This is a genomic window from Bradyrhizobium sp. NBAIM18 (genome assembly GCF_020193825.1).
GTDB lineage: Bacteria > Pseudomonadota > Alphaproteobacteria > Rhizobiales > Xanthobacteraceae > Bradyrhizobium > Bradyrhizobium yuanmingense.
Window position 1 is genome coordinate 360,426 of record NZ_JADYVO010000003.1, and the last position, 16,377, is coordinate 376,802.

9 protein-coding genes and 1 pseudogene are annotated in these 16,377 nt (G+C 57.8%); 9 read left to right on the plus strand and 1 reads right to left on the minus strand.

What is annotated here, in order from left to right:
* Positions 1-238 precede the first annotated feature (238 nt).
* The 3 genes and pseudogenes from I6F17_RS09135 (at position 239) to I6F17_RS09145 (ending at position 4,584) form a co-directional block, all read left to right on the plus strand.
* Entirely contained in the window at positions 239-553 is a 315-nt protein-coding gene (locus I6F17_RS09135) for a co-chaperone GroES (protein WP_036016041.1), read from the plus strand.
* An 84-nt stretch (positions 554-637) separates the two neighbouring features.
* A pseudogene (gene groL, locus I6F17_RS09140) lies at positions 638-2,279 on the plus strand (chaperonin GroEL).
* A 724-nt stretch (positions 2,280-3,003) separates the two neighbouring features.
* On the plus strand, positions 3,004-4,584 hold the full coding sequence (locus I6F17_RS09145; RefSeq protein WP_225126429.1) for an acyl-CoA dehydrogenase family protein: 1,581 nt from the start codon (positions 3,004-3,006) through the stop codon (positions 4,582-4,584).
* A 1,417-nt stretch (positions 4,585-6,001) separates the two neighbouring features.
* Here I6F17_RS09145 and I6F17_RS09150 read toward each other — a convergent pair.
* On the minus strand, positions 6,002-6,835 hold the full coding sequence (locus I6F17_RS09150) for a YopT-type cysteine protease domain-containing protein (protein WP_225126426.1): 834 nt from the start codon (positions 6,833-6,835) through the stop codon (positions 6,002-6,004).
* A gap of 1,238 nt (positions 6,836-8,073) precedes the next feature.
* Here I6F17_RS09150 and I6F17_RS09155 point away from each other — a divergent pair.
* The 6 genes from I6F17_RS09155 to I6F17_RS09180 all read left to right on the plus strand — a co-directional run bounded on the left by I6F17_RS09155 (position 8,074) and on the right by I6F17_RS09180 (position 16,248).
* Entirely contained in the window at positions 8,074-8,313 is a 240-nt protein-coding gene (locus I6F17_RS09155; protein ID WP_225126424.1) for a hypothetical protein, read from the plus strand.
* A gap of 3,642 nt (positions 8,314-11,955) precedes the next feature.
* Entirely contained in the window at positions 11,956-12,969 is a 1,014-nt protein-coding gene (gene trpD, locus I6F17_RS09160) for an anthranilate phosphoribosyltransferase (protein ID WP_225126415.1), read from the plus strand.
* A 497-nt stretch (positions 12,970-13,466) separates the two neighbouring features.
* Positions 13,467-13,817, plus strand: coding sequence for a hypothetical protein (locus tag I6F17_RS09165; protein WP_225126413.1), 351 nt, complete (start codon positions 13,467-13,469; stop codon positions 13,815-13,817).
* A gap of 97 nt (positions 13,818-13,914) precedes the next feature.
* Entirely contained in the window at positions 13,915-14,313 is a 399-nt protein-coding gene (locus tag I6F17_RS09170; protein ID WP_225126411.1) for a hypothetical protein, read from the plus strand.
* A gap of 137 nt (positions 14,314-14,450) precedes the next feature.
* Complete coding sequence (locus tag I6F17_RS09175) at positions 14,451-15,743, plus strand: peptide ligase PGM1-related protein (protein WP_225126408.1); 1,293 nt, start codon at positions 14,451-14,453, stop codon at positions 15,741-15,743.
* A gap of 307 nt (positions 15,744-16,050) precedes the next feature.
* Positions 16,051-16,248: a hypothetical protein gene (locus I6F17_RS09180; RefSeq protein ID WP_036015433.1), complete on the plus strand. Its 198-nt coding sequence runs from the start codon at positions 16,051-16,053 to the stop codon at positions 16,246-16,248.
* The last annotated feature ends 129 nt before the right edge of the window (positions 16,249-16,377 follow it).

Sequence of the window (16,377 nt, forward strand, 5' to 3'; positions counted from 1 at the left end):
GAAGTGTCCCGGGGCTCTCTGCGGGTGTTTCGAAGAAGCGCAATGTCTTTTTCACAACACCCGAGTGGGCTGTGCACCTCAGCGCGTTTGCTTCCGGACAAACACACACGCTGCCGGGCAATGCTTTTACAGAACTGGAAGGATAGATCGCTCAGCGCATTTCTGGCCTGACTCTTGCTACAGTCTACTTGTCACATTGTGCCTAACTTCAACTTGTTCAAACGCTCAGGAGACCTCTATGACTTTCCGTCCGCTTCACGACCGCGTCGTGGTCAAGCGCATCGACGCAGAAGAGAAGACCGCTGGCGGCATCATCATTCCCGACACTGCCAAGGAAAAGCCCTCCCAGGGCGAAGTCGTCGCCGTTGGCCCCGGTGGCCGCGACGAAGCTGGCAAGCTAATTCCGATCGACATCGAAGTCGGTGAGCGGGTGCTGTTTGGCAAATGGTCCGGCACCGAGGTCAAGATCGATGGGCAAGACCTGTTGATCATGAAGGAGAGCGACATTATGGGCGTTCTCACCGATGTGTTCTCCAAGAAGAAAGTCGCCTAATCCTGGGCTGGCACAGCTCACCCTCCTGAGCAGAGCCCACCGGGGCGCTGAAGGATGAATTAAACGGAACTGAGGGAATTCTCTATGTCAGTCAAAGAAGTCAAGTTCGGAGTAGATGCGAGGGATCGTATGCTGCGCGGCGTCGACATTCTCGCCAATGCCGTACAGGTCACGCTTGGTCCAAAGGGCCGCAACGTCGTGCTCGACAAGTCGTTCGGCGCGCCGCGCATCACCAAGGACGGCGTTGCCGTTGCCAAGGAGATCGAACTCGACGACAAGTTCGAGAACATGGGCGCCCAGATGGTGCGCGAAGTGGCTTCGAAGGCTGCGGATGCTGCCGGCGATGGCACCACCACCGCGACCGTCCTGGCCGCCGCAATCGTGCGTGAAGGCGCCAAGTCGGTCGCCGCCGGCATGAACCCGATGGACCTCAAGCGCGGTATCGACCTCGCGGTCGAAGCTGTCGTGGCCGACCTCGAGAAGAACTCGAAGAAGGTCACCTCGAACGACGAGATCGCCCAGGTCGGCACCATCTCGGCCAACGGCGATGCCGAAATCGGCAAGTTCCTCGCCGACGCCATGAAGAAGGTCGGCAACGAGGGCGTCATCACCGTCGAGGAAGCCAAGTCGCTCGAGACCGAACTCGATGTGGTCGAGGGCATGCAGTTCGACCGCGGCTACATCTCGCCCTACTTCGTCACCAACGCCGACAAGATGCGCGTTGAGATGGACGACGCCTACATCCTCATCAACGAGAAGAAGCTCTCCTCGCTGAACGAGCTGCTGCCGCTGCTTGAGGCCGTGGTGCAGACCGGCAAGCCGCTGGTCATCGTCGCCGAGGATGTCGAAGGCGAAGCCCTTGCGACCCTCGTCGTGAACCGCCTGCGCGGCGGCCTCAAGGTCGCGGCCGTCAAGGCTCCGGGCTTCGGCGATCGCCGCAAGGCCATGCTGCAGGACATCGCGATCCTGACCGACGGCCAGGCGATCTCGGAAGATCTCGGCATCAAGCTCGAGAACGTCACGCTCAACATGCTCGGTCGCGCCAAGAAGGTGATGATCGACAAGGAGAACACCACGATCGTCAACGGCGCCGGCAAGAAGGCCGACATCGAGGCGCGCGTGGCCCAGATCAAGGCGCAGATCGAGGAGACCACCTCGGACTACGACCGTGAGAAGCTCCAGGAGCGTCAGGCCAAGCTCGCGGGCGGCGTCGCGGTGATCCGCGTCGGCGGCGCGACCGAGGTCGAGGTGAAGGAGCGCAAGGATCGCGTTGATGACGCGATGCATGCGACCCGCGCGGCCGTGGAAGAAGGCATTGTTCCGGGCGGCGGCGTCGCCCTGCTCCGTGCCTCCGAGCAGCTCAAGGGCCTGCGCATACAGAACGACGACCAGAAGACCGGCGTCGAGATCGTGCGAAAAGCACTGTCTTGGCCGGCCCTGCCAGATCGCGATCAATGCCGGCGAAGACGGTTCGATCGTAGTCGGCAAGGTGCTCGATAACGAGCAGTACTCTTTTGGCTTCGATGCGCAGACAGGCGAGTACAGCAACCTCCTCTCCAAAGGCATCATTGACCCGGCCAAGGTCGTGCGCATCGCGGTCCAGAACGCCTCCTCGGTGGCCGGGCTGCTGATCACAACGGAAGCGATGGTTGCCGAGCTGCCCAAGAAGGGCGGCCCTGGCCCCGCGATGCCTCCGGGCGGCGGCATGGGCGGCATGGACTTCTGATCCACCTTCTCAAGTTCTCGATGACATGCGAAACCCTGGCAATAACGTCAGGGTTTTTTTGCATGGAGCGGCCGGTAGCCCGTTGCCAGCCCCCGAAGGTCCGGCCCATCGGCCTATCTAATGTGCGCAGCGGCAGGACCCCGATTCAAATTTCATGTGCTTCGCGACGACAGTACCGCGTCCGGTACGACGATGGAGCCGGCTATTTTGACGCACGAAGCTGCCTCTGCTCATCCAAATGTTCGAACCCTTGGCGTGCGGTAGACCCGGCGCCGCCTGCCCGCTTTCGACCTCCTTGCCCACTTTCTTTTCCTGTCGCGTAACTGGAAGCGACGAAATGCCTTTCGTGACGTTTCGCACTTACATCTTGTGGCCTAAGGGCTTGTTTGAACCCGGAGAACATTCTCAAAAATCACAAGGTATTTTGCGGAAAGTGCGCCGATTATTCTGCGCCTCATTTGGTCATCGCGGACGGGACTCCCCTCAACTCCCCTGCTGCGGAGCTCGGGGCATGACATGCTTTAGAATGATCGCACACTAAAGTCGCAAGGCTTGCTTTGCGTCCAATCTATAGGGTATCCGATGGGAATGGTGGGGTGCTTTGCAAAAGAACTCGCCGGCGGGGCGGCCGCAAGACACTCCGGCCCTTGGCAATGTGCCTATACTGCGCCTGCATCCACACTATACCAATGTCTGGCCAAGGTAGCCTCTCGGATGAATTGGCATGAAACGCGGTCAGGATCATTGTGGTCTTATGGCCATGTACACCCAAGTTTACGCTCAATTCGGGGAGACGCAGGAACGCTTAGCTGAAGGGCATGCAACTGCACGATACTCCAGTTTCATCGCTGAGCTCAGTCAGCTGAATTTCGCAGACGCCGATGACCGCCGAGCCTTCCCTCCGACCCTACACAGCATCTTGGCAAGGCATGGACTGTTCGGGCTCACCGCACCAGGAGAGCACGGCGGATTAGCTCTCTCTTTGCAAGAGGCCATCGACCTCATCTCCGCCACGGCATCGTTCGATGTCTCCGCTGCGTCGACCCTCGTTATCCATAACTTCCTAGCTTTGCCCTGCATCGAAGCGGCATCGCACATACCCGCACAAGCCCATATCATTCGGGGTGCAACAAGCGGCGATCTCTGCGCTTTCGCTTTGACGGAGCCCGGAGCTGGTTCTGCCCCGAGACATATAGAGGCTGCGGCTTTCATGCACGAAGATAAAGTGCGTATCTCTGGCCGCAAAATCTGGATCGGCCTTGCTGACTGGGCTCGCTGGATCGTTTGCTTTGCGCGCGCGTCAGGACCCGATGCGAAAGGTCGGCTGGTTGGTGTACTCGTTGACAGACAGGCTCCAGGCCTAAAGGTCACGCACGAGCATCGTACACTCGGCCTACGTGGCATCATTCAGAATACCCTGGAGTTCCAGGACGTCGAGATGCCCCGTTCTTACGTGCTCTCTCGCGATCAAGACGGCTGGGGTGCGGCGGCATCTAGTATGAACCGCGGCCGCATCGGTGTGGCTGCTATGGGTCTTGGAGCCCTTGAGCGCGCTATCCAGGTAGCCGCCTCTTATGCAAGCCACCGTCGGCTTGGTAAACTACGCATGATCGAGAACAGTTACATCGAGCAGCTATTTGGACAGATGGTGCTGCGGCGGGAAGTAGTGAAGGCGATGCTAGCAGCATCCTGCCGACTTGTTTCAGCGCACGGTGCGCCGAACGTCCACCTTGCGTCGGCGACGAAGGTTTTGTCCTCAGAGTGGTGCGGCCTTGTCGCCGATCAATGCGTCCAGCTGTTAGGCGGCCGCGGCTACGATGAGGGAACGCCTTTGGCCAAAATCTACCGAGACGCTCGCATCCTCCGCATCTTCGAAGGTCCGACTGAGGCGCTCCTATCGCATCTCGGCCGTTGCCTCCTCTCTAAAGCCACACGCGACGAAATAGCCGATCTGTTTCGGTCGATTGGGGCGGCATCAGTCCATGCTGCTGCAATTGACGAGCTCTCCGGGCTGAATGAGACTGACGGTGCCGTGCTGATCTATGCGGGTTGGCTCACCACATTGGGACTGGCAAAAGCTGTCATGTCTGCTGATTGCTTCTCAGCGTCAGATTGCGCCGCAGCGGCGGCTGACCTGGTCAGTTCTGAACTGACATCTCTCCGCACTCGCGTGCCGGCACGACAATCTGTCGAAACTCGCAGTCGGGCTAATAGGACACTCGCCACCTTTCTTCACGATGCGGCTTGCTCCATTCGCTCACCTGTCCTCACAGACGACTACCTTAAATTGGTGCAGTATGTCTGACATCTTCCGCATGTCCGACGTCCTTCCACGCGGTGGTTCCGCGCGCAACGCGCAACTTCCGTAAGCGGAAGGGTCCGTGAAAACTGTCACGTCTACATGCGGCACGCGCTGCTATGAGGGCCTAACCTTCTCATTCCTGGCGGCACGCCGCGGCAGCGAAGGCTTTCGCGTTAAAGAGCACCCGATACCGCTCCCCGATCGGGGCTGGCGCTCGAGAAGGCTGAGCCGCCTCGATTCGCCGCGCGCTGCAAACATCGATAGGCGTGGTGTGGTTTAAGCGTCCTGCTGCCACCTTCTCGCTGGCACATGGCATATGCGAGTTTTCACGACCTCTTAAAGGAGGAGCTTGCGTCTGTACTCAACGATACTTTTAAGTCAAACTTCCGCTAGGCGGGTGGCGGGGTTCAAGACGGGAGGGCTTCCCCCGCACACGCCGCTTTCGCTTGATGCACGGCGTCGGGTTCGTCAGGTTTCGGAAAGCTCGCCCGTCTACATCGATGTTGAAGTTAGCAGCACGTGGTAGGGACAGCGCTTGCCCCGAGTATGCGTGGGGATTTTGGCGCCGAGTCACGTTTCTGCTAACTTCAACCAGTGGTGCGGGCGTGGCAGAGAGAACATCTGATACATCCAGTCCGACCAGCGCCGAGTCGCGCCCGCGCTGCTTCCGACGTGAGACTGGGATCAGATCCACACTACCGGGCGGCGGTCTTCCAGATCAAGCTCAATGCCCGCATGCGCTCGCTCCGTCGAGGAGAAGGATCTCACCTCGCATTATTCGGCAAGTAAGTTCTCAAACGTAGTCCAGCTCGGCGGAAACATTCGACCGTGAGGCTTGGAACGACGCAGTGCATAGTGTTGTCACTGAGTTAGATCGTGGCTCAGGTTTTCACCAAAGCCGGACGCTACGGGAAGTGCAGCGACGCAACAAGGCGCGGGAGCTCGTGGCGAGTGAGGACTCCGTTTGGGCGCCGGTGCGACTGCATGCGGTTGTCGTCGGCTGCAGCTATTTGGTTGGCGAATCAGTACAGAAGAGCTGGCGAGGATTCCGAAGCAGTCGAACTACAGCTTGTGCCAGCTCTGTGGATGCCTGGTCACCGACCTTGGCCCTGAGCGCGATTGGCCGGGCATCGGAACCCACACGAGGAAGTTAGCCTAACGGGCCCTCGATCCTGCTCGAGTGCAAGGGCTTTGAGGCGGCGAAGACGCTGGCTCACGAACTTGGGTGATCGGACGACCTATATCGCCTGAACATTCTCCCCTCTCTGCACTACTTCCAGAGAGCTTCCGTCGAGAGCACCGATCCAACATCCGAAGAACCGCGTCGAGTGCACCATCTAGGCGACGTGGCTGTCCCGCACCGGCCGATGAGGTTCCGTGCGGGGGCATCGGGTAAGGTCCGTTGCAACCTAGGAAGTCCTCACGTCACCCTTTGTGTGACGACAGTCGATATGTACATTTTGTTCGGGGGGCTCCTGTAGCGCTCCGCAAGACTCTTGAATAACTCTCCGACCTCATCTGACGGAACAGAAAATTCCCCATAGTTAGGATCAAAGAGGGTCGTCGTTCCATTCGACGTCACTGTCGCAATCATGTGGGCGCCACCTGCGGCGAAACGCAAGCTTACCAAATACATGGACGCATCCTCGGTGAGCTCCTTCACGATCTGGTCAATGCACGAAGATGTATCAAACCTATATCGCGTCTCTTCAGCAGACGGCTCTAAGCCAGCGTCGCGTAACGTTGTGCTTTTTGCCTGGAGGTTGTGAGACCCTTCCGCGCCATCGTTTTTCAATTGAGCCTTCAGCTCTTCGTACTGTTCCTGCCGACTTGCCGCTGAGCGGTGCTTTTCAGTGTCCGGGAGCAGAGCCCTCATTCGGGATGACGGGCTGCTTGGGAGGTTAAGGAGCCACTCCGCTACCAATCCAACACAGATTCCGTTGACATTGGCTTCGGGCAATTCAGCGGTCCTGTAATCGAATAGAGCGCGGACAGGGCTATCGGCAGAGGATAACTCCGAGCTGGAGGACAGAGAGGAGCTGTGGCGCGAGTTGCTTGGACTATAAACGATTGACTCTGAGGTATGTGGCTTGCTGAAGCAGAGCCCCATTCTGTCGATCAATTCGCCGGACGGCAGGCTCTCTCGTCGCGCGACTTCAGTGAGTGTTTGCGCAAATTCGCTACTGTCTTCGGGCTTGATCGATCCGTCGGCTTGATCAGCGCGTGTGTATTGGCCATCGAGTCGATTATACATGCTGGTTCACCTGCTTCTTCGGCGCACGCGTCCTCAGGGAGAGCGCGCTGCTTACATCTTGCTGCGGATGATATCGCAGCAAACTGACGAAGAGCTGACCACCAACAAGCCTGGGGAAGCTACCGCTGCGACGGCCAATTGGTTGCACGACAGTGCCACTCACGAGCGGGGCTGCAGGTGTCAGGCAGTGGCCGAACGGCTAGTTACTCTTGCACACTTACGGAGGGCGAGCTTGGAATTGCAGATGCAGTCAGGATGATGGCTACGTTGGACAGCGCGACCGTCGGTTTGGTGGTCGATCTCACCTTTATCGTGTTGCGCCGCTCGGTCGGCACAACTTCGCCTCCAAGAGTGCGCAATTCGCGTCCCCGTGATCGGCCATCGGCCAGTGAGATGCTGTTGTTGCCGCTGACGTACCTTCAGCACAGATCCGAAAACCCGGTTTGAACCCAAGTTACGGTTTTGTTCACTCACAACAAGTGGCGCAGACATTTCTCTCGCCGATCAGTGTGCCGTTAGCCGCTCGTGTTTGACGGCGGCATTTCAGGTTCAGCCCGCCTGAACACTGCAACAGTCGAGCGAGCCCGACATACACCCGCATGTGACACGTCATTTCGGGAAGCCGAACCGGTGCTTGTGCACCCGCTCGACCATACCTTCTGCTTGCATTTTGTTAGCTCAGCCCGTCATGCTGTCGCGTTCATTCGCGCGAACAACGTTGCCGCATCTGAGGGACTTAATCCAACGACGCCTACGAAGCTCGGGGACGGCATCGGAATGTCTCGATAAGTGGGTCTCCACAAGTGAAGGCAATATCGGCTGTTATTCACGTACTTTGAATGTGGCGGATGCAGTTGCATGACGCACTCTTCTTCATCCCAGAACAGGTCTTTCACAAAGCACATCTCGTCCCAGTTCGGACAACGCCGCGGGGTCGAAACAGCGACATGCTCCCAGCCAGGACGGACGAACGCACTTATCTTGAGCTCACACCCACAAGGCCCCTGCACAAGGAACAGACCGGAAGGGCCTGACCCTGGAGCAGTAGCGAACCGGCCGTGTTGCACGCGGCCGGCCTCCAGCTTGTCTATCATCTGCGCTCGCACGCCCGCCCCTTTGCTTCTCGGATAGCCCTGAAGTCTACGTAGATGACGCTGTCTCGTAACAAGTTAACCTGCTCGGTCCTCGGCCCAACGTTCCTAAACCAATCTACAGCGCGCCATCCGCGAAAGCCGTAGATGTCTATCATCACTCACTCTCCTCTGATTATTCCTCTAAGACGTATTGCGCCATCGGGCCGCCGGTTGTCTGAGCATGAGCGGTACCACTATCTGCACGTCGGGCGAATCGAGCCGGCGATTGCACCTGCCGCTACTTATGTAAGTCCATCATTAAGTCTCTCCGAGGCGAAACAGTTTGTCATCGATGCCAGGCAGTATTCACTGCTCATCGCCGGCAGAACCGCACATCCCGCATGAGCGGACGAAATCGGCGACTCTTGACGCGTCACCTCGTCTTCAATGAATTGGTCTTCATCATGGCACGCTCCCCTGTTGGCGACGACATCTAGATCTCATGATGCTCGCAAAACCAGAAGTGGCACCAGATAGATCGGGGTTACATTGCTGCTTCGCGAGAGAGTACTTGATCACTCGACGGCCTCCTCGCCAAGGCTGAACAGGCCTAATGCGCCATTTATGTGAAATTGGTTCAGTTTTATGGCTTCCAAATCGGCACACACATAGCCGCGGACGCCGGCATGCTCCGTTCTTCCAAATGAACCATCCGGCGGATCGCCTGCTATCTTGGTCGTAAGCTAACGGTCAGAAACTATGATTAGTCGATCTCATCGACTGCAACTGCGAATGTCGCCCGATTTTTCCGCATCACTGAGCTGCAGCTCCTAACACGTTGTCTACGGCATGGCGCTCGCGAACCGCTCATCCTTTGCCGCTAATCCGGGTGTTGTTTCCGACATGAATGTCGCGACTCAGACGTCGCACAACGGCTCCGTGTCACCAACCCACCGCATCAAAAGCGCTGCAGACACTTCTACCTCGTGGCATGTCGCTTGCTGTGCTGACAGAACGCGACCTCGCTGTAGCGAGGATGCACGAGCAATGAATCGGCCGAATCGTCGCCGCAACGAACATCGGTTCTGATGCACCATGAAAAGAGGACTGCTAACTTATGAGTGATAGGGGGCATGCAAAGCTTGGCATTTTTCTGTTCACCGGCGCTCAGCGTAACGAAATGACACATTGGCGCGCAACAAGGCGCCCATTGATCAAGCATTTCGGCGCCGATCGTCCCTCCCGGCGAGCCCAGAAAAGGTGGAACTTGTGGCCTCTGGCCGCACTCCTCATAAATGCGCTGCTTTGGGCCGGGATCTACTTAGTCATCGCAGCGTTCTTCTGAAACACTCTCGCGCATGGCAACCGCGCGATGGACTTCTGGCGCCTCTCGCAACCGCGGGTCGCCACGGCTGCGAACAAACTGATGCCAGGGCGCCTCGCGCTGCTACCTGGACATAGAGTGCGGCTGCTCCGGCGGGTGCAAAGGAAATGTCGACGCATGACCCGGATGCCTCGAATTAGCGACACTGATGTGCCGCTGCAGCGCGACGAAGTGCCAAATTGACCTGTAGCAGCTCAACCGTCCGCGGCGAGTGGGATCCGGGCTTGCAAGTGAGGCGCGACGGATCGACTGCAAGTGAGGACTAGTGGCCGTATTGCCCTTATGTGAAAGTTCGCTTTCGAGAAGCTGACGAAACAAGATGACCTGAGGAAACGTTTGGCAGGCGGCCGGCTCGGCCCTGACGTGCGTGTGGCATAGGACGGTCAGGCGCCTTGCCTTCTGGCTCTCTCAACGCACCGTACAGGCGGCATTGACTTGCTTGCTGAGCGATACATACCTAGCCATTGCGTCGGCTAGAGATCGACAGGCTGAGGCCTTCTGGACCGTAGCAGCTCTTGCTCAGACTACGTATCGTCCTCATTCTTGCGCATCTGCCACACGTGGGCACGCCACGCTAACTTGTCGTACTCCAAGGCAATCTTAAGCAGCCTGTCTTTGGCTTTTCCGTCAATGAGCGCTGCCGCTTTCTTTCGCGTTGCTTCCGCGCGGCCTCGCCAGTGATCGGGCTGGTACAGTTTACTTTTCGGATTCATGCCGAGAGCATGCAATCCGTAGATCAAGGAATTGCGACACCGACGCTCCGTATTATCACGTAGGAGCGACGCTCGTGACGCCGGCTGCCGAAGCAGTCAGTCCCAGTCCACAGCAATCATTCAGATACGACTGAATGCGCATTGCAGACGATGCTCGTACGATGGATGCACAGTCACCGACAGCTTCAGACCATTGCTCCCACCAAAAGACTTGAATCGCACGCTGCGTTAGATTGTAGGGTTCTGGACAGGTGTGGATCACCTCTGACAATCAGTCGAGTCCTGACAGTTCACGAGCATTGGGAATGCCTCAAACATCTACAATCGCCCGGGACGACCGAAGAGAGAGCCTAACATCATCCAGATGCGAGCCGGCCCGCGATTCATCGAATGCTATTCCTGTTTCTGCTGGACGTAATCGCGCGTTACGACGTCTGCGCGACCCGACTCCGATCAACGCAGACTCCGCTGACCCGACGCAAGACGGAACCTACCTCACAGATAACCCCGCCCAACCTCTTCCCATAAAGTGGAACAGAAGCGCGATGACACCAAACATTGTCTCAGCGCGCCATAATGGTCGCTCTTGCAAGGCCGAATGCATCATCAACAACGACATAAACACATCTGGCCCCCCTGATCTCTATGCTTCGCCAGAGCTGGCCAGGGCCGCGTCGAGCCGACATCGTGGCGAGTCCGCCGTCACTCATCCGCCGGCGATTAGCTGACCATAGTACCTCAGGTCATGTCAGGCAGACTCAAGAACGCCTCGAGGCATCGAGGCATGCAGTGGCTCCACAATCACAGCAACTCCAAGACGTTCATCTGGTGCGCGCAACTGCTCGTACCTCACCTCTTTCGTAAGGCTCTGCCGGTATGGAAGGTGCCGTTCCCGTCGTCCCAGACAAATGACGAGCTCCGTACAGTGAGAACGGCAAACGTAGAGCAACGAGCTTGCAGACAGCTAAGCAGATCCGCCTGTTTCCCGGTTTGCAGGTGATGCGTTCCGGGCAGCAAAGACAATAATCAGCTCCTCCGAACTGAAGAAATGTCATGGTTCAAAAACAACGAATTCAGTCGGCTCCGCGCCTCAGACTCTACTACCGCGATATCGCCCTAGGCCTGGCAATGGCAACTGTAATGATTGCGCCGGTCAACGCGCGTGATCGAACGCCGACCGCAGAAGAGAAAGAGGCCTGCATGGGAGACGTGTTTCGCCTTTGTAGCAGTCACATACCAGATCGTACCGCTATTACTGCCTGCCTCAGATCCAAGCAAGATCGTCTCAGTCAGCAATGTCGCTACGTGATCTCCGGGCGGGACATCGGCAATAAGAGCAGCGGATCGAAGTGAAGATGCTGCGAGCTGTCCGTCCGACTCCTCTCCAGAAGTCGTCCCAGCTTGACGTGCAGCACGTCACACGAGGGTTCGCCGAACGGCTCACCACCTCATGCGGGGCCGGTCAACGGACGCGTCCATCGCTCCTTGGAGGCTGTCATGCGCAGGTTCATTATAGTGAGGTGGGGTCATTTTGTAGAGCCAGCTAAGCTCAGCCTGGAATTGGCATCGATTATATTCATAGCACGCGCGGAGGCCGCTCTGCGGCTCCGCCACAGCGGCACCGGAAAGCGAGGCCTTGTGATCCGGCCGGAACATCGACGGCAAGCGGGCGCGAGACAGAGCTATTATCCTCGCATCAAGCAACTCAGTGCTCTGACTAGCCGCCGATGTCCTCTCGAGGGCACCATCGAATGGAGAAAGCTTGACCCTGACGTAGCGTCAGGTTGTAGCGTCGCCACGGATGCCACGTTCATCCGACTGCCCGCCTCAAGGACTCGTGCGGCATAGCGAGTGCGGATAGACCGGCAGCTGCACCAGGGTACCCGGTTGCGAAGACGCGTGTGGCTGAACGGACGGACGCTAGATTGGATAAGGAACGTGTAAAGTTCGATGGAACCGCTTAAATCGATCATCGGCAAAGTTGCCACCGGCGCCACTCTGACCCGCGAGGAGGCCGCGTCAGCGTTTGACAGCATGATGTCCGGCGACGCAACTCCCTCGCAAATCGGTGGCTTGTTGATTGGGATGAGGGTCCGAGGGGAAACGATCGAAGAAGTCACGGGCGCCGCATCCGCAATGCGAAATATACTGCCCACGGTCGAGACGCGATGTGACCCCATGGATATCGCTGGCACGAGCGATACCTTTATGTGTTCGCTCAACGTATCGACGTGCGCTTCGTTCATCGTCGCCGGGGTCGGCGTTCCCGTCGCCAAGAATGTCAACCGCGCGGTATCTTTGCGCTCAAGCACCGCAGATGTGTTGGCGCGCCTCGGAGTAAAGGTCGATCTCAAGCCTGAGGCGATTGCACGTTGTGTGCACGAAGCCGACATTGGCTTCATGTTTGCGTCACCCGACTATCCGGCGATGCAGCGCATCAGGCAGATCCGGAGCGTACTTGGAACCCACACGATGTTCAATCTAATCGAGGCTCTGTCGAATCCAGCCAGGGTCAAGCGGCAGATCCTTGGAGTGTTCACTCCCGAATGGGTGCAGCCTCTGGCGCACGTCTTGAAGAACCTTGGTGCCGATTCGGTATGGGTTGTTCATGGCTCGGACGGGCTCGATGAATTATCCCTCACCGACACAAGCTTTGTTGCTGCGGTTGAGGCGGGTACAGTCCGCACGTTCGAAGTCACGCCGGAGGAAGCCGGGCTCCCCCGCTACCGCGCCGATGCGCTGGAGTGCAGTGATGTCGAGGCTCATGCCTTTGCGTTACAAAAAGTGCTTGATGGCCTGCCAGGTCGTTTTCGTGATGCCGCCCTTCTGAATGCGGCGGCCGCACTGGTGGTGGCCGGGCGGGCCTCGAACCTACAGGAAGGCGTGGCGCTTGGACAAGAATCACTTGATCGGGGCGCTGCAGCCGCTCGATTGAATCGCTTGATCGCGGTTTCAAACGCCTGACCTCCGAGCTGGTTGATGCCGCATCCTGGCGATCAATAGTGCAGCTTACGCGCGAGAAACCTGTTGCAGCCGCGAATGCGCGTAAATTGTGCCGATTTCTCATGGAGCGCCCGCTTGCGCAAGTCCTTGTCAAAACAGCTCCGCGCTGAACACTCAGCCCGACAGCCAACATTTGGTGCACTAAAGGGTGTTCGAGCCCCGGTTGCTGAGGTGAGGACCCGCGACGAAGCGTGCGCAACGCGCCAAAGGAGACGAGCGAAGATGGCCTGGCAGAGGATTGAAACACTTGGAACTATCGCAACGATAGAACACATCATTCGGAAGTTTCGGGAATTGATCGATACAGATAGCTCGATCCCGCCGGAGCTGCGGCGTGCGCTGCACGAGACGCTGGATGGGCATCTTCTGGAGGCAAAGCGGCGTGTTCTCCTGAGAGAACATTAGGTCCGGATGCCGTTTACACACGGAGAGACACTGGCAGGCCGGCGTTGCGCTCTATGCCCACGCTCAAAAAGCTTGCGGCCAAGCTTGGCTTCGAGCTGCTCGCTCGTTCAGCGGTGATTCCGATGGCGATTGCTCAGCGCCGCTCATCTCGCCGCGGACTGGCCATCGATGGTGATGGCCTGCATACGCACCCTGACCAACTCTACATTTCGTCCAAACTGGCCGACTGGGGTCATGCGTTGGACACGCCGCCGGCGCGTTCGCCGGATCGCTCCTCCAAGGCCTCAGCCACAAGCTTCCCCCTCAGGGCAGCGCTGAATGCTTGCGACACCAGCCCCTCGGGGGCCCTCTTCGGGCAGCATGAGCTTGGCCACGTTCTCATTGGCCCGCTAAAAGGGGCTTGAATCTGACGTAACGTTAAATCGTAGACTCTTGAGGTGTTACCTACATGGGTGTGAAGGACTTCGGATGCCTCAGCTGGTCAGATCCGCGGACCGGTCGATGGTCATGCTCCTTACGCCCGATGGCCCATCGGTCGAGAGGACTTTGCAGCGAGTTCCGATTGCGGCGCTAAGGGTAGCACGTAACTTTCAATGGTGGGGCATTTCGGATCTGGACGAAGTGGCGGTCGCGTACCGCCCCGCCAGAGAGCCGATAACGACAGAATTGATCGAGGTAGAACTCAATCCGAAGCACCTAGATGGCGCTGCTTTCCTGAAGCTGACGCAAGCCCCTCCTCTGGCGCAGCAGCGCACAAAATCAGTTCGCCGAACCCGCTACCTTCAAGCTGCTTTCCCGCACGTGGCGTCTCGATCGCGCAAAGGTGTGACAGACGGTGGGCCTGCGCAGGTTTTCGAAGTGACCCGGCGTCTTACTCCGCGTGACCAGCGCGGCATCTGACGTTATTGCATGGCATGCTGGAGCAGCAAGTTGAAACACCCGGACGGTGGGGTGGCAAGGCTGTCATGCTTGCCATGACCATCCCATCCTGATCAAGTCCAGATGCCCGGAGGTCGCGAATGCCGCGGATCCTAATTATGAATGCCGGTACGCCTCAGATGTCGGGCGCCCATCTAACAAAGGCTCAACGTTCGCTGGCCGCCAGCTCGGCATACCGTTCAGCGTGGTTTGCTCAGGAGGGCGACCTGATCGTCTCCCCCGTAGTGATCCCGGCGGATCTGTTATCCTTCATTGGCGCGACGCTCGATTTCGATGCATCGAGTCTTCGCCTTGTTGTACCTGCGAGCCGCCAATCGACGATCCTCGATGATTGCACGTTGCTGTCCCAGCCCGTTGTCGAGCGGCTCAAAAGACATATTCGTCAGAAATCCGCCTGGCGATTGAATCCCTGCTACTTTACTGAAGGTGTCGCACGCTTGGCGGCCAAACTTGGCATATCGAAGACCGGGTACGACTTCGCTCTGCAGCGCGGGCCTGATCTTTTGAATCGCAAGAGCCACTTCCGTCAATTGGCAACAAGCGTCGCACTTCCGCTCCCTCATGGATGTGTCGCGACGGACCCAAATGGACTATTCAAAGCGGTCACTGCCCTCAAATCCGAGACCGGCAGGGTCATTGTAAAGTTGGATAATGGAGCTGGAGGAGTCGGAAATGTCATCTTGACCGGCAGCAAAAGCGATCCGCTACCTGGAGCCAGAGATACTCGGATGATTTCGTGGCCGTCGCTTGATCCTGACGCGCTTTACTCTGAGATCACAACAGCATCGTGTAAGACGCTGGTCGTGGAATCATACCACTTGGCCCGATCTTTATTTTATCTCGAGTATGCAATCCAGGATGATGCATCAATCGGTTTTATCAACAGTGGAAACATACGCCTGCGTAAAAGCACAGATCGGTCCGAACGGGCTCTCACCTGGACGGGGCTTGAGCTTCCAAGCGACCTGGAGAACGAGCAATGGTTGACTGCGCAGGAGCATGCCTACCGATTTGTGGCACTAGCGAGAGACCTGGGCTATCGCGGAATGATCAACATCGACGCCATTTTCACAAAAGACGGACGGTTGCTGTTCAATGAAGCGAACGGCCGCTGGGGTGGCGGATCGGTGTTACACAACATTGCGATCCGGCTGCTCGGCTTCGACTATTCCAGCCGCAACGTTATTCTATCTGTAAGAAATGTGCGATCGCCATCCTTTCAAGCGGCGCATGATCGCTTCTTCAAAGAAGGATTCCTATTCGACCGCACACGTAAGGCGGGCGTGATCCCGCTTGCCGCCGACGAGGAGGCTGGTACCGTGGAGTGCGTTGTGATTGCGCCCGACAGGACCGCGGCCCACGATCAGCAACACCGGCTTTTGAGTTCCTAGCGAGAACATCTTCACACGCTCAATTCACTGCCCCGTTCCAAATCAGCGCTTTCTCAGCCCCTAGATAAAAGGGAGCAAAGTCAGAGCAAATGGGTTCGGCGCTGCGGCCGGCTGCTCTCGCTTCAACGCCGGACACGGCGAGAGGCTAGGCTGTGATCGCTAATGCCAAACGTCGGATCCTGATCGTGCCCCTGCGCGGGACATATTTCTCGCCCAGCTGACCGCTCGCTGCAACGGGCTATCCTGCGCAACGGCATCGGCCAGGCGCATTGCGTCCATCAATCCCACGTTGCAGAATATTAGAGTCATGCTCAAGCGGCTGCGCTTGCAACCAGTGACTTTGCAAGTGAAACAGCGCGGAACCGATCTTCGGGTGAGGGTTATGGCGAGTGAGACCTTCGTCAACCGGCTGATCGCAAAGCTGAACAGCGATGCCTGGCCTAGAGCTCTTACGCAGATGCTCATTGAGGCTGCCAACACCAGTAGCATACTTCTGACCAGCTGAGCTGTGCCACTTATTTTCCTTGATGATAGTCGACTTGCATACTCTCAAGAGGTCGGATTCATCGGCGGAGGGATTCGCCTGGCTTGCGACGATGCGTGTCCGCCCGCGAGGCGCGCAGACGACGGAGTG

What these genes read in the sequence shown, in the direction of transcription:
- I6F17_RS09135 (WP_036016041.1), top strand. Translation starts at nt 239, where the DNA reads ATGACTTTCCGTCCGCTTCACGACCGCGTCGTGGTCAAGCGCATCGAC.
- I6F17_RS09145 (WP_225126429.1), top strand. Translation starts at nt 3,004, where the DNA reads ATGAAACGCGGTCAGGATCATTGTGGTCTTATGGCCATGTACACCCAA.
- I6F17_RS09150 (WP_225126426.1), bottom strand. Translation starts at nt 6,835, where the DNA reads ATGTATAATCGACTCGATGGCCAATACACACGCGCTGATCAAGCCGAC.
- I6F17_RS09155 (WP_225126424.1), top strand. Translation starts at nt 8,074, where the DNA reads ATGTCTATCATCACTCACTCTCCTCTGATTATTCCTCTAAGACGTATT.
- trpD (WP_225126415.1), top strand. Translation starts at nt 11,956, where the DNA reads ATGGAACCGCTTAAATCGATCATCGGCAAAGTTGCCACCGGCGCCACT.
- I6F17_RS09165 (WP_225126413.1), top strand. Translation starts at nt 13,467, where the DNA reads ATGCCCACGCTCAAAAAGCTTGCGGCCAAGCTTGGCTTCGAGCTGCTC.
- I6F17_RS09170 (WP_225126411.1), top strand. Translation starts at nt 13,915, where the DNA reads ATGGTCATGCTCCTTACGCCCGATGGCCCATCGGTCGAGAGGACTTTG.
- I6F17_RS09175 (WP_225126408.1), top strand. Translation starts at nt 14,451, where the DNA reads ATGAATGCCGGTACGCCTCAGATGTCGGGCGCCCATCTAACAAAGGCT.
- I6F17_RS09180 (WP_036015433.1), top strand. Translation starts at nt 16,051, where the DNA reads ATGCTCAAGCGGCTGCGCTTGCAACCAGTGACTTTGCAAGTGAAACAG.